The 12747-nt window shown below is 72.4% G+C and carries 14 protein-coding genes and 1 pseudogene; 10 read left to right on the top strand and 5 right to left on the bottom strand.

Annotated elements, in window-relative coordinates:
- Positions 1-21: 21 nt before the first annotated feature.
- The 3 genes and pseudogenes from IH50_RS0108305 to IH50_RS0108295 form a co-directional block, all read right to left on the bottom strand.
- Positions 22-762: an LON peptidase substrate-binding domain-containing protein gene (locus IH50_RS0108305; RefSeq protein WP_030858903.1), complete on the bottom strand. Its 741-nt coding sequence runs from the start codon at positions 760-762 to the stop codon at positions 22-24.
- An 11-nt stretch (positions 763-773) separates the two neighbouring features.
- Positions 774-1850, bottom strand: a pseudogene (locus IH50_RS37505) (hypothetical protein).
- 284 nt (positions 1851-2134) lie between these two features.
- A complete protein-coding gene (locus IH50_RS0108295) occupies positions 2135-3712 on the bottom strand; it encodes an oxidoreductase (protein ID WP_030858901.1) in 1578 nt (525 codons plus the stop codon).
- Positions 3713-3906: 194 nt separating this feature from the next.
- Here IH50_RS0108295 and hisD point away from each other — a divergent pair, with 194 nt between their 5' ends.
- The 8 genes from hisD to hisF are packed head-to-tail and all read left to right on the top strand — an operon-like array spanning position 3907 to position 9622.
- On the top strand, positions 3907-5232 hold the full coding sequence (gene hisD, locus IH50_RS0108290) for a histidinol dehydrogenase (RefSeq protein WP_030858899.1): 1326 nt from the start codon (positions 3907-3909) through the stop codon (positions 5230-5232).
- On the top strand, positions 5229-6341 hold the full coding sequence (locus IH50_RS0108285) for a histidinol-phosphate transaminase (protein ID WP_030858897.1): 1113 nt from the start codon (positions 5229-5231) through the stop codon (positions 6339-6341). The genes hisD and IH50_RS0108285 overlap by 4 nt, the downstream gene beginning before the upstream one ends.
- On the top strand, positions 6338-6931 hold the full coding sequence (gene hisB, locus IH50_RS0108280; protein WP_030858895.1) for an imidazoleglycerol-phosphate dehydratase HisB: 594 nt from the start codon (positions 6338-6340) through the stop codon (positions 6929-6931). Before IH50_RS0108285 ends, hisB begins: the two co-directional genes overlap by 4 nt.
- 3 nt (positions 6932-6934) lie before the next feature.
- Positions 6935-7093: a hypothetical protein gene (locus IH50_RS41965; RefSeq protein ID WP_030858893.1), complete on the top strand. Its 159-nt coding sequence runs from the start codon at positions 6935-6937 to the stop codon at positions 7091-7093.
- Between the two features lie 4 nt (positions 7094-7097).
- Complete coding sequence (gene hisH, locus IH50_RS0108270; RefSeq protein WP_030858890.1) at positions 7098-7739, top strand: imidazole glycerol phosphate synthase subunit HisH; 642 nt, start codon at positions 7098-7100, stop codon at positions 7737-7739.
- Positions 7740-7743: 4 nt separating this feature from the next.
- Entirely contained in the window at positions 7744-8469 is a 726-nt protein-coding gene (priA, locus tag IH50_RS0108265; protein WP_030858888.1) for a bifunctional 1-(5-phosphoribosyl)-5-((5-phosphoribosylamino)methylideneamino)imidazole-4-carboxamide isomerase/phosphoribosylanthranilate isomerase PriA, read from the top strand.
- Positions 8466-8870, top strand: a complete 405-nt coding sequence (locus tag IH50_RS0108260; RefSeq protein WP_030858886.1) for a Rid family hydrolase — start codon at positions 8466-8468, stop codon at positions 8868-8870. The genes priA and IH50_RS0108260 overlap by 4 nt, the downstream gene beginning before the upstream one ends.
- Positions 8867-9622, top strand: coding sequence for an imidazole glycerol phosphate synthase subunit HisF (gene hisF, locus IH50_RS0108255; RefSeq protein ID WP_030858884.1), 756 nt, complete (start codon positions 8867-8869; stop codon positions 9620-9622). The genes IH50_RS0108260 and hisF overlap by 4 nt, the downstream gene beginning before the upstream one ends.
- A gap of 3 nt (positions 9623-9625) precedes the next feature.
- On the opposite strand, the gene IH50_RS0108250 is transcribed toward hisF, so the two are convergent.
- Together IH50_RS0108250 and IH50_RS0108245 are read right to left on the bottom strand one after the other, a co-directional pair.
- Positions 9626-10024: a VOC family protein gene (locus IH50_RS0108250; protein ID WP_030858882.1), complete on the bottom strand. Its 399-nt coding sequence runs from the start codon at positions 10022-10024 to the stop codon at positions 9626-9628.
- Between the two features lie 23 nt (positions 10025-10047).
- Positions 10048-10683, bottom strand: a complete 636-nt coding sequence (locus tag IH50_RS0108245; protein ID WP_030858880.1) for a TIGR03085 family metal-binding protein — start codon at positions 10681-10683, stop codon at positions 10048-10050.
- Positions 10684-10804: 121 nt separating this feature from the next.
- Here IH50_RS0108245 and hisI point away from each other — a divergent pair, with 121 nt between their 5' ends.
- Together hisI and IH50_RS0108235 are read left to right on the top strand one after the other, a co-directional pair.
- A complete protein-coding gene (gene hisI, locus IH50_RS0108240; protein ID WP_037872216.1) occupies positions 10805-11197 on the top strand; it encodes a phosphoribosyl-AMP cyclohydrolase in 393 nt (130 codons plus the stop codon).
- An 11-nt stretch (positions 11198-11208) separates the two neighbouring features.
- Positions 11209-12702 (top strand): anthranilate synthase component I, encoded by a 1494-nt coding sequence (locus tag IH50_RS0108235; protein ID WP_030858876.1) that lies wholly within the window; start codon positions 11209-11211, stop codon positions 12700-12702.
- Positions 12703-12747: the final 45 nt, after the last annotated feature.

Here is a 12747-nt window from a genome sequence, read left to right as displayed (position 1 = left end):
TACCCCGGTCGATTTCGTACGTCAGTTGAGACTCGTCGGACCGCGCGTCAGCTCCGCGGCCGGCAGCGACGGCAGATGACGGATGACGGCCGTCTCCGCGCGCAGCAGCCTCAGCTCGTCACGGAGCCGGGACGCGGTGTCCGGCGCCTGGAGCAGCCGCTGCTTCGTCGGCGTGTCCAGCATCATCGCGGCGGCGACCAGGTAGGAGACGACACCCGGCTCGTCCGGCAGCTCCGCGCCGGTCGTCAGCGACCGCTCCCGCGCCCCCGCCAGCCGCTTCTGGTACTGGCGGAAGGACCGCAGCACCCCCTCGGCCAGCGCCCCCGCCTCGTCGCCGGGATCCTCGGCCAGCGGCTCCGTCTCGGCCGTCAGATACGGCCCCGAGGCGTCGACGGACAGCAGCCGCACCCGGGTCGTACCGGTCGCCAGCACCTCGAAGGTGCCGTCGGCCCGCTCCCGGACCGTCGCCGCGTCCGCGACACAGGCCACCTTGTGGAAGGCGCGCAGCGGATCGGTGCCGAAGCCCGCCGCCGGACCGCGCGCGGGCACGGCCGTCGGATCGGGCATGCCGGGCGCGCTCGGCGCCACCTCGTGCCCGTCGCGGATCGCCACGACGGCGAACCGGCGCGGCTCGTCCTCCGGGGTCTTCAGCAGCTCGCGCATCATGGCGCGATAGCGCTCCTCGAAGACGTTGAGCGGAAGCACGAGCCCCGGGAACAGCACCGTGTTCAGGGGGAAGAGCGGGAGCCGGACGGTGGTCACGGGTCAAGAGCCTAATGGTCGCCGGAGCGGAGCCGGCCGCCCTGTTCACTCCTCGGCCGGTCCGAGGCCGCCGCCGGGGAGCCGGATCCCGGCTAGGGACAGCCGGACGCGACCGCCGCGCGCACGTTCTGACGGACCTCCAGGAACCGGCCGAGGGGATCGTCCGCCTCCCGGTCCCAGGGGAAGGACGTGGCGTACGGGCCGGTCAGCCGCAACTGCTCCAGGGCGTCCCGCCGGCGTTCCAGCCGGACCAGGACGTACGTCAGCAGATTGCGCAGCTCGGCCGGCCAGGGCTGGCCCGCCGGCAGCCGGGCGGACAGGGCGACGGCGCGGTCGGCCGCCGCTTCCAGCCGGGCGCGCGGCACGTCGGGACCGCAGCGGTCGGTCAGGTAGCCGAACGCCGCCCGCAGCGGCAGCGCCTGCGTGAGCGAGTCCTCCGGCGCGTCCTGCGCGGCCAGGTCCGCGAAGGTGAAGCACTCCTGGTGCGAACCGTGCCAGGAGGACGCCAGGTAGCGCAGGGCCGCCACATGGCAGCCGTGGTGGTGCGGGGCCCGCCGGACCGCGGCCTCCCACAGCTCCTCGAAGTAGGTGTGCCCGGCGCGCGCGCCGCGGGCGTGGTCCAGGGCGAGCCGCCAGGGCACCGGGTCGCGGTTGTCCGCCCGGGCGGCAGCCGTGATCAGCGGGCTCACCTCGCGCAGCAGCTCGGCGCGGGCCGGTGAGGCCCAGGCGCGGTCCACCGCCCGCTGGGCGTCCACCAGCAGCCCGTCGGGGTCGCGCGGGTCGCGGGCGCGCCAGGTGTCCAGCCACTCGGGGCGCGAACGCGCGAAGGCGGCCAGCCGCCGCACATACCGGTCGCGGTGCTCCCAGGCGCCGCCGCGCCGGGTGGCGGCGAGCAGTTCGGCGACGGGCGCGGGGTCACCGCCCGCGGCCCCGACCAGCGCCGGGCCCAGCAGATCGTCGGGTGCGTCGAGCAGCACCTCGTCGTCGGCGGGCAGCACGACGGCGACGGGGGACGTCGCGCCCGTCGTCTTTCCTCGCACCCGGGATGTACGGGTGAACCCGTGCAGCAGAGCCATGGTGTCGACCATTGAAAGACCGCAGGTCACAGGCGCGCCAGAGGCGACACGGAAGTCATGGAAGGTTGTACGGGGCTCGGTCAAGGCCCGGCAAAAAGCAGAGCGCTTTTCCTTTCGTGTGAGCCTTTCGCGCCCCCGGTGACCAGTGGGACGCCGGGGGCGAGTCCGTCGGACGGGCGCCGGGCACGCGTCAGGCACCCGCCCCGGCACCACGTCGGGAGGAACGCTCTCCTCGCCGAACGGCGGCGGGACGTGCCGACGGCGTCACCGGCGGCAGCGGGGACCCCTGCGTACGGCTACGTACGGCGCAGTGTCCGTGTCGCCCCCGCCGCCACCGTCGTCGCCAGGATCCAGCCCAGCAGGATGAACGCGGCCGACAGCCACTGCCAGCCGCCGCGCAGCTGCCAGAAGCCGACCTGGCCGAGGTCGATCACCGGCAGCAGCAGGTCCAGGGTGAACAGGGGCGGGTTCCACGCCGGGTGCTCACCGCTCTTCAGGGGCGGGGCGTCGGCCCGCGCGAAGGCCAGCGAACCGGCCGCCCACAGGACCGCCATCCACACCGCCGCCCGGCCCGGACGGTATCCGTAGGCGACCGTCCAGTCCTGCGCGTACCCCCACAGCTTGGCCGCGACCGGCAGGCTCTCGCGGCGCCGGCGCTGCTTGGCGAGCAGCACCTCGCGGGCGTCCTCGTCCTCCCCGCCCTCCCGCAGTACGGCGGCCAGCCGCTCGTACGGCTCCGGGTTGTACTCGGCGCTCGCCGCGTCCACCCAGCGCAGCCGCAGCGCCAGCGGGAACGGCCCGCGCGGCACCAGGTTCTCGTAGGTGAAGCCGCCCATGTGCAGCCGGCCCGGTCCGGGCCAGCTGTCCGCCTTGTCCATCAGGTTGACCACCTTCGCCCCCGACAGCACGACCCTGCCGCGCACCGGCCGCTCCCCGAGGAAGCGCAGCTCCGGCGTCTGCACCCGGCGCAGCGACAGCTCCTGCTCGTCGGTGAAGGTGAACCGGGCCCCCTCGAAGTCGACCGCGTCCCCGAACCGCCCGTCGTCCAGGCGCACCCCGCCCTGGCACTCGAAGCGCTGGATCCGCGTCCCGCGCGCCGGTGTCATCCCGCTGCGCGCCTGGGCACCCACCCCCGCCGGGGTCAGGTACAGCGAGCGCTCCACGGTCAGCTGCGGCGCGTTCAGCGCGAGCCGGGTGTACGGGTTGACCAGCCGGGCCCCGCGCAGGCTCAGCGACACGCCGATCGTCGCGCTGCGCAGGCTCAGCTCGCCGTGCGACTCCAGCATCTCCGCCTGGAGGTCCTGGCCCACGTTCATCCCGTCGGCGGCTATCGAGCGGCCGCTGCGGTCCCGGTGCACGATCGCCTGGTTGAGCAGCAGATCCGTGCCGATCCGCGCGTCGGTGAGCCGTATGCCGCCCGTGAACCGGCAGCGCGGCAGATGCAGATCGCCCTCGGTGTGCAGCCGGGCCGCCTCCAGGCGCGGTATCGAGCAGTCCACCATCCGCACGGTCGTGAAACGGGCCTCCGGCAGCAGCACGTCCCGCTCGAAGCGGCAGGCCCGCATCTCCAGGTACGGCACCACCGTGCCGCCCGCCAGGTCCAGCACGCCGCTGATCCGTACCCCGACCAGCTTCAGCGACGAGACCCGGCCGGCCAGGGCGGGTGGTCCGTCCAGCAGCAGCCAGCACACGACGCGCGCCCGGACCGTCCGCTCGGGACCCCACGGATGCCCTCCGTGCGGATCGTCGACGGTCGTGTCCCCGCTGCTCAGGTCGTACACGCTGCCGTTGCGGAAGGCCTGCCACATCCCGGCCTCCGTGGCGGTCAGATCCTCCGGCGGCTCACCGCCGCCCGGTCCCACCCCCTCGGTCACGGAGCTCCCCCTCCTCCTCATCTACTCGCCGGTTCGTCCCTTCGTACAACCGTTCATGCCCGGTACGGTGACGTGTTGAACACGGAAAGTGAAGAGGATCTCGGAAATGTGCGCGCACCGTCACCGAGGGCGTGACGTATCAGCCATTGGAACGGGCGGACGGCCCACCGTGCGGGTCTGAGAGAATTGTGCATGTGATCTCCCGAATCGATCTGCGCGGCGACGCCCTCCCCGAGGGCCCCGCCCTGCGCGACCTGCTGCCCCGAGCCGACTTCGACGTCGCGGCCGCCCTGGAGAAGGTGCGGCCCATCTGCGAGGACGTGCATCATCGGGGCGACGCGGCGCTGATCGACTTCGCCGAGCGGTTCGACGGCGTGAAGCTGGAGCGGGTACGGGTCCCGGCCGCCGCCCTGGAGCGCGCGCTGGAGGAGCTCGACCCTGCCGTGCGCGCCGCCCTGGAGGAGTCGATCCGCCGGGCCCGCCTCGTCCACCGCGCGCAGCGCCGCACCACGCACACCACCCAGGTCGTGCCCGGCGGCACGGTCACCGAGAAATGGGTCCCGGTCGACCGCGTGGGCCTGTACGCGCCCGGCGGCCGGTCCGTCTACCCGTCCTCCGTGATCATGAACGCCGTGCCCGCCCAGGAGGCCGGCGTCCCGTCCCTCGCGCTCGCCTCCCCGGCCCAGGCCGAGTTCGGCGGGCTGCCGCACCCGACCATCCTCGCCGCCTGCGCCCTGCTCGGCGTCGACGAGGTCTACGCGGCCGGCGGCGCCACCGCCGTCGCGATGTTCGCGTACGGCACCGAGTCCTGCCCGCCCGCGAACATGGTCACCGGTCCCGGCAACATCTGGGTCGCCGCCGCCAAGCGCTACTTCACCGGCATGATCGGCATCGACGCCGAGGCCGGCCCGACCGAGATCGCGATCCTCGCGGACTCCACGGCCGACCCGGTGCACGTGGCCTCCGACCTGATCAGCCAGGCCGAGCACGACCCGCTGGCCGCCGCCGTCCTCGTCACCGACTCCGCCGAGCTCGCGGACGCCGTGGAGAAGGAGCTGGAACCCCAGGTCGAGGCCAGCAAGCACATCGACGAGCGGATCGTCCCGGCCCTGTCCGGCCGCCAGTCCGCCATCGTCCTGGTCGACGGCCTCGAGGAGGGCCTGCGGGTCGTCGACGCCTACGGCGCCGAGCACCTGGAGATCCAGACCGCCGACGCCGCCGCGGTCGCCGACCGGGTGCGCAACGCGGGCGCGGTCTTCGTCGGCCCCTGGTCCCCGGTCTCCCTCGGCGACTACGCGGCCGGCTCCAACCACGTGCTGCCCACCGGCGGCTGCGCCTGCCACTCCTCGGGCCTGTCCGTCCAGTCCTTCCTGCGCGGCATCCACATCGTCGACTACACCGAGGACGCGCTGGCCGAGGTCGCGCACCACGTGGTCACGCTGGCGGAGGCGGAGGACCTGCCCGCGCACGGCGCGGCGATCAAGGCAAGGTTCGGCTGGAAGGTGCCCGAGAACAAGTGAGCGACGTGAGCATCGACGACCTCCCCGTACGGGACGAGCTGCGCGGCAAGTCCCCCTACGGCGCCCCCCAGCTGGACGTCCCCGTACGGCTGAACACCAACGAGAACCCCTACCCGCTGCCCGAACCGCTGGTCGAGCGGATCACCGAGCGGGTTCGCGAGGCGGCCCGGCACCTCAACCGCTACCCCGACCGGGACGCGGTCGAACTGCGCACCAGGCTGGCCGAGTACCTGACGAAGACGTCCGGACACCCGCTCGGCGTCGAGAACGTGTGGGCCGCCAACGGCTCCAACGAGGTCATCCAGCAACTGCTGCAGACCTTCGGCGGACCGGGCCGCACCGCCATCGGCTTCGAGCCGTCGTACTCGATGCACGGCCTGATCTCGCGCGGCACCGGCACCGGCTGGATCTCCGGACCCCGCAACGAGGACTTCACGATCGACCTCGCCGCCGCCGAGAAGGCGATCGCCGAGCACCGGCCCGACGTCGTCTTCGTCACCACCCCCAACAACCCCACCGGCAACGCGGTCCCCCCGGAGACGGTCCTCGCGCTGTACGAGGCCGCCCAGGCCGCCAAGCCCTCGATGGTGGTCGTCGACGAGGCGTACATCGAGTTCAGCCACGGCGACTCGCTGCTGCGGCTGCTCGACGGGCGCCCGAACCTGGTCGTCTCCCGCACCATGTCGAAGGCGTTCGGCGCGGCGGGCCTGCGCCTGGGCTACCTCGCCGCGCACCCGGCGGTCGTCGACGCCGTCCAGCTCGTCCGGCTGCCGTACCACCTCTCGGCGGTCACCCAGGCGACCGCGCTGGCCGCCCTGGAGCACACCGACACCCTGCTCGGCTACGTCGAGCAGCTGAAGGCCGAACGCGACCGCCTGGTCGCCGAACTGCGCGCCCTCGGCTACGAGGTGACCGAGTCCGACGCCAACTTCGTCCAGTTCGGACGGTTCGAGGACTCCCACGCCACCTGGCGGAGGATCCTCGACCGGGGCGTCCTGGTCCGGGACAACGGCGTACCGGGATGGCTGCGGGTCACCGCGGGCACCCCCGCCGAGAACGACGCGTTCCTCGACGCGGTCCGTGACATCAAGAAGGAGCAGAGCGCATGAGCCGCGTTGGACGCGTGGAACGCACCACCAAGGAGACGTCCGTCCTCGTCGAGATCGACCTCGACGGCACCGGGAAGACCGAGATCTCCACCGGGGTCGGCTTCTACGACCACATGCTCGACCAGCTCGGCCGGCACGGCCTGTTCGACCTGACCGTGAAGACCGACGGCGACCTGCACATCGACTCCCACCACACCATCGAGGACACCGCCCTCGCGCTTGGCGCCGCCTTCAAGCAGGCACTCGGCGACAAGGTGGGCATCTACCGCTTCGGCAACTGCACGGTCCCGCTGGACGAGTCCCTCGCCCAGGTCACCGTCGACCTGTCCGGCCGCCCCTACCTCGTGCACACCGAGCCCGAGAACATGGCGCCGATGATCGGCGCGTACGACGTGACGATGACCCGGCACATCCTGGAGTCCTTCGTCGCCCAGGCCCAGATCGCGCTGCACGTGCACGTGCCCTACGGGCGCAACGCGCACCACATCGTGGAGTGCCAGTTCAAGGCCCTCGCCCGCGCCCTGCGCTACGCCTCCGAGCGCGACCCCCGCGCGGCCGGCATCCTGCCCTCCACGAAGGGCGCGCTGTAAGCCATGAACGGACTGTCCACCGTCCTGATCGTCGTCGGCCTGTTCTTCGTCGGCGGGATCATCTCCTTCGTCAAGCAGAAGATGCCCACGAGCCTCATCGTGCTGCTCTCCATCGGTGCCGTGATGTGCCTCGGCACGGGGCTCCTGAGGCTGGAGGTGTGAACCCTTGAGCACCACCAAGAAGGTCGTGGTCTTCGACTACGGCTTCGGCAACGTCCGCTCCGCCGAGCGCGCCCTCGCCCGCGCGGGGGCCGACGTCGAGATCACCCGCGACTTCGACGCGGCCATGAACGCCGACGGGCTGCTGGTGCCCGGCGTCGGCGCCTTCGCCGCCTGCATGAAGGGCCTCAAGGAGGCGCGCGGCGACTGGATCGTCGACCGCAGGCTCTCCGGCGGCCGCCCGGTGATGGGCATCTGCGTCGGCATGCAGATCCTCTTCGCGCGGGGCATCGAACACGGCGTGGAGAGCGAGGGCCTCGACGAGTGGCCCGGCTCCGTCGAGCCGCTCCAGGCCGACGTCGTGCCCCACATGGGCTGGAACACCGTGGACGCCCCGGCCGGCTCCGAACTGTTCGCCGGCCTCGACGCGGACTCCCGCTTCTACTTCGTGCACTCCTACGCCGTCCACGACTGGACGCTGGAGACCGCCAACCCGGCGATGCGCGCCCCGCTGGTCACCTGGTCCACCCACGGCAAGCCCTTCGTGGCGGCCGTGGAGAACGGCGCCCTGTGGGCCACCCAGTTCCACCCCGAGAAGTCCGGCGACGCCGGTGCCCAGCTCCTCACCAACTGGATCGGAACCCTGTAGAGACATGGCCAAGCTCGAACTCCTCCCCGCCGTCGACGTCCGCGACGGCCAGGCCGTCCGCCTCGTGCACGGCGAGTCCGGCACCGAGACGTCCTACGGCTCCCCCCTGGAGGCCGCCCTCGCCTGGCAGCGCTCGGGCGCCGAGTGGCTGCACCTGGTCGACCTGGACGCCGCGTTCGGCACCGGCGACAACCGCGCGCTGATCGCCGAGGTCGCCGCGGCCATGGACATCAAGGTGGAGCTGTCCGGCGGCATCCGCGACGACGACACCCTCGCCGCCGCCCTCGCCACCGGCTGCACCCGCGTCAACCTCGGCACCGCCGCCCTGGAGACCCCCGAATGGGTCGCCAAGGTCATCGCCGAGCACGGCGACAAGGTCGCCGTCGGCCTCGACGTCCGCGGCACCACCCTGCGCGGCCGCGGCTGGACCCGCGACGGCGGCGACCTCTACGAGACGCTGGACCGCCTGAACAAGGAGGGCTGCGCCCGCTACGTCGTCACCGACATCGCCAAGGACGGCACCCTCCAGGGCCCCAACCTGGAGCTGCTGAAGAACGTCTGCGCCGCCACCGACCGCCCCGTGGTCGCCTCCGGCGGCGTCTCCTCCCTGGACGACCTGCGCGCCCTCGCCGGCCTCGTGCCGCTCGGTGTCGAGGGCGCCATCGTCGGGAAGGCCCTGTACGCCAAGGCGTTCACCCTGGAAGAGGCCCTGGAGGCTGTGTCGCGATGACGTCCGATGCCGTACGGCGCGTGCAGGGCACGAATCCCTGGGAGGAGATCCTCGGCTCCGCACGTGCCGTGGCGGCGGGCGACCGCGTCCTGGTGGCGGGCACGACCGCGTTCCGGGGCGATGTGCTGTACGGGGAGGGCGACCCGTACGAACAGGCCAAGGTGGCCTTCACCAGCGCGCTGGAGGCGATCGGCGCGTTCGGGCTCGGCATCGAGTCCGTGATCCGCACGCGCCTCCACCTCGCCCACGCGCGGGACGTCGACGCGGCCGGACGCGCCCACAAGGAGCTGTTCGACGCGGTGCGCCCGGTCACCACCCTCCTGGTGGTCGAGGGCTTCGTCGACTCGCGCGTCCTGGTCTCAGTGGAACTCGAAGCATTCAGAGGAGCCGTGGATTCATGACCCTGGCGGTCCGAGTCATTCCCTGCCTGGACGTGGACGGCGGCCGGGTCGTCAAGGGCGTCAACTTCCAGAACCTGCGCGACGCGGGCGACCCCGTCGAGATGGCCAAGGTGTACGACGCCGAGGGCGCCGACGAGCTGACGTTCCTGGACATCACCGCCTCGTCCGGCAACCGCGAGACGACCTACGACGTGGTACGCCGCACCGCCGAGCAGGTGTTCATCCCGCTCACCGTGGGCGGCGGCGTCCGCACCACCGAGGACGTGGACAAGCTGCTCCGCGCGGGCGCCGACAAGGTGGGCGTCAACACGGCGGCCATCGCCCGGCCCGACCTCATCCGCGAGATCGCGGAACGCTTCGGCCGGCAGGTGCTCGTCCTCTCGGTCGACGCCCGGCGCACCGACTCCGGCTCCTTCGAGGTCACCACGCACGGCGGCCGTCGCGGCACCGGCATCGACGCCGTCGAGTGGGCGCACCGGGCCGCCGAACTGGGCGCCGGCGAGATCCTGCTCAACTCCATGGACGCCGACGGCACCAAGGACGGCTACGACCTGGAGATGATCGCCGCCGTCCGCAAGCACGTCACCGTCCCCGTGATCGCCTCCGGCGGCGCCGGCAAGCTCGCCGACTTCCCGCCGGCGGTCGCGGCGGGCGCGGACGCGGTGCTGGCCGCCTCCGTCTTCCACTTCGGCGACCTGCGCATCGGCCAGGTCAAGGAGACGCTGCGGGGAGCCGGTCACCCGGTGCGGTGAGGCTCAGCCGGCCGGCTGGGCCAGCTGGACGAGATTGCCGACCGTGTCGTCCAGGACGGCGGCGATCACCGGCCCCTGCTCCTGCGGGTCCTGGACGAAGTGGACACCCTCCCCGCGGAGCCGTTCGAACTCCGCGCGGAGGTCGTCCACGGAGAACACGATCGCGGGCAGCCCCGCCTCGCGCACCGCCCTGCGGTACGGCTCCGCTATGGGCCCCTGCCCCGGTTCCAGCAGCAGCTCCAGGTCCCGCTGGGCGCCGTCCTTCGCGCCCACGGTGACGAACAGCGTGCCGTCGCCCAGATCCATGTGGGTGCGGGTCTCGAAGCCGAGGACATCGGTGTAGAAGGCGTGCGCCTTCGCCACGTCGTCGACGTACACACTGGTCATGGCCACTTTGATCACGAGTTGTGCCTTTCGGGTGCGGTTCAGATGCCGAGCTGTCCGGTCTCGCGCGCCTTCGCGATCGCGTCCTCGTCGCCGTCCAGCTCGACCTTGGCGGCGCTCTGCCGGCCGTAGGCGAACAGCACCAGCTCGGACGGCTCCCCGGTCACCGTGACCACCGGGGTGCCACGGTGGGCCACCACCGTCCGGCCGTCCGGACGGCGCAGCACCAGACCCGTCGGCGCCCCGCGGCCCATCAACCGCGCGGAGCGCTCCAGACGCGACCACAGGGCGTCCTGGAACACCGGGTCGAGCGCACGCGGCGTCCAGTCGGGCTGGGCGCGGCGCACGTCCTCGGTGTGGACGTAGAACTCGACGGTGTTCGACAGCTCGTCGACCTGCTTGAGCGAGAAGGGTGAGAAGCGCGGCGGACCCGTCCGGATGAGCTGGATCAGCTCCTCGTACGGCTTGGCGGTGAACTCCGCCGTCACCCGCTCCAGACGGGCCGCCAGCTGCTTGACCAGCATGCCGCCGGCCGCGTCGGGCCGGCGCTCGCGCACCACCACGTGGGCGGCGAGGTCCCGGGCCGTCCAGCCCTCGCACAGGGTCGGGGCCTCGGGACCCGCGGTCTCCAGCAGATCGGCCAGGAGAAGTCGTTCACGCTTGGCATGGGTCGACATGCATGCCAGCCTACGGCCGGGCGGGAAGTCCGCCCACCCAATCGCCTCTCAACGACGCGCTGTACGCCGCTGTTTCCACACCGTGGACATCCGCGCGGACGTGACCGCCCCGCGCGGCACAATGGTCGGCATGACCAGCAGCACCTCCCGGCCCAGCCGCCTCGACCCGGAGATCGCCGCGCGGCTCAAGCGCAGCCCCGACGGCCTCCTGCCCGCCATCGCCCAGCAGTACGACACCGGAGAGGTGCTGATGCTGGGCTGGATGGACGACGAGGCGCTGCACCGCACGCTCACCACCGGCCGCTGCACCTACTGGTCGCGCAGCCGCCAGGAGTACTGGGTCAAGGGCGACACCTCCGGACATTTCCAGTGGGTCAAGTCGGTCGCCCTGGACTGCGACGCCGACACCGTGCTGGTCAAGGTCGACCAGGTGGGCGCCGCCTGCCACACCGGCGCCCGCACCTGCTTCGACGCCGACGTGCTGCCGGCGCACACCCCCGCCCCGGATCAGTAAGGTCTGCCGCCATGGACCTCGAGACGTTCCGCAAGCTCGCCACCGACCGCCGGGTCATCCCGGTCACCCGCAAGCTCCTCGCCGACGGCGACACCCCGGTCGCGCTCTACCGCAAACTCGCCGCCGAGCGCCCCGGCACCTTCCTGCTGGAGTCCGCCGAGAACGGCCGCTCCTGGTCCCGCTACTCCTTCGTCGGCGTCCGCAGCGCCGCCACCCTCACCGAGCGCGCCGGACAGGCGCACTGGGAGGGCACCCCGCCCGTCGGCGTCCCCGTGGACGGCGACCCGCTCGCCGCGCTGCGCACGACCCTCCAGACCCTGCACACCCCGCGCGACCTCGCCCACGACCTGGGCCTGCCGCCCTTCACCGGCGGCCTGGTCGGCTACCTCGGCTACGACATCGTGCGCCGCCTGGAGAAGGTCGGCCCCGGCGAGCGGGACGACCTGAGGCTGCCCGAGCTGACCATGCTGCTCACCAGCGACCTCGCCGTCATGGACCACTGGGAGGGCGCCGTCTGGCTGATCGCCAACGCGATCAACCACAACGACCTGGAGACCGGCGTCGACGAGGCGTACGCCGACGCCGTGGCCCGGCTCGACGCCATGGAGACCGACCTCACCCGCGCGGTCGCCCAGCCGCCCGCCGTGCTGCCGCCCTCCGAGCTGCCCGAGTACACCGCGCGGTGGGGCGGCCCCGACTTCCGGCAGGCCGTGGACGACATCAAGGAACGCATCCGCGCGGGGGAGGCCTTCCAGGTCGTCCCCTCCCAGCGGTTCGAGACGCCGTGCACGGCGAGCGCCCTCGACGTCTACCGGGTACTGCGGGCCACCAACCCGTCCCCGTACATGTACCTGTTCCGCTTCGACGGCTTCGACGTGGTCGGCTCGTCCCCCGAGGCGCTGGTGAAGGTCGAGGACGGGCACGCCATGGTCCACCCCATCGCCGGCACCCGGCACCGCGGCGCCACCCCGCAGGAGGACCAGGCCCTCGCCGACGAACTCCTCGCCGACCCCAAGGAACGCGCCGAGCACCTCATGCTCGTCGACCTGGGCCGCAACGACCTCGGACGGGTCTGCGAACCCGGCTCCGTCGAGGTCGTCGACTTCATGTCCGTCGAGCGGTACTCGCACGTCATGCACATCGTCTCGACGGTCACCGGCCGGGTCGGCGCCGGCCGCACCGCGTTCGACGTGCTCACCGCCTGCTTCCCGGCCGGCACGCTCTCCGGGGCGCCCAAGCCCCGCGCCCTGCAGATCATCGACGAACTCGAACCGTCCCGGCGCGGACTGTACGGCGGCTGCGTCGGCTACCTCGACTTCGCCGGCGACTCCGACACCGCGATCGCGATCCGTACCGCCCTGCTGCGGGACGGCACCGCGTACGTGCAGGCCGGAGCGGGGATCGTGGCCGACTCCGATCCGGTCGCGGAGGACACCGAGTGCCGCAACAAGGCGGCGGCGGTGCTGCGCGCGGTGCACACCGCGAACCGGCTGGGAACGGTCTGAGGGGCGTCCGAGGCGAACCCCGGGTGTCGGTTCGCCCGGGGTTCA

The sequence above is a fragment of the Streptomyces sp. NRRL S-37 genome (assembly GCF_000721605.1).
GTDB lineage: Bacteria > Actinomycetota > Actinomycetes > Streptomycetales > Streptomycetaceae > Streptomyces.
Note: the sequence above shows the minus strand (reverse complement) of the source record. Positions and strands in the feature narration are given on the sequence as shown.

Excerpts from the sequence above, each read along its gene's own strand:
- hisI (WP_037872216.1), top strand. The coding sequence starts at position 10,805 with ATGGTCGGCATGACCAGCAGCACCTCCCGGCCCAGCCGCCTCGACCCG.
- IH50_RS0108245 (WP_030858880.1), bottom strand. The coding sequence starts at position 10,683 with ATGTCGACCCATGCCAAGCGTGAACGACTTCTCCTGGCCGATCTGCTG.
- IH50_RS0108260 (WP_030858886.1), top strand. The coding sequence starts at position 8,466 with ATGACGTCCGATGCCGTACGGCGCGTGCAGGGCACGAATCCCTGGGAG.
- hisB (WP_030858895.1), top strand. The coding sequence starts at position 6,338 with ATGAGCCGCGTTGGACGCGTGGAACGCACCACCAAGGAGACGTCCGTC.
- IH50_RS0108235 (WP_030858876.1), top strand. The coding sequence starts at position 11,209 with ATGGACCTCGAGACGTTCCGCAAGCTCGCCACCGACCGCCGGGTCATC.
- priA (WP_030858888.1), top strand. The coding sequence starts at position 7,744 with ATGGCCAAGCTCGAACTCCTCCCCGCCGTCGACGTCCGCGACGGCCAG.
- IH50_RS41965 (WP_030858893.1), top strand. The coding sequence starts at position 6,935 with ATGAACGGACTGTCCACCGTCCTGATCGTCGTCGGCCTGTTCTTCGTC.
- hisF (WP_030858884.1), top strand. The coding sequence starts at position 8,867 with ATGACCCTGGCGGTCCGAGTCATTCCCTGCCTGGACGTGGACGGCGGC.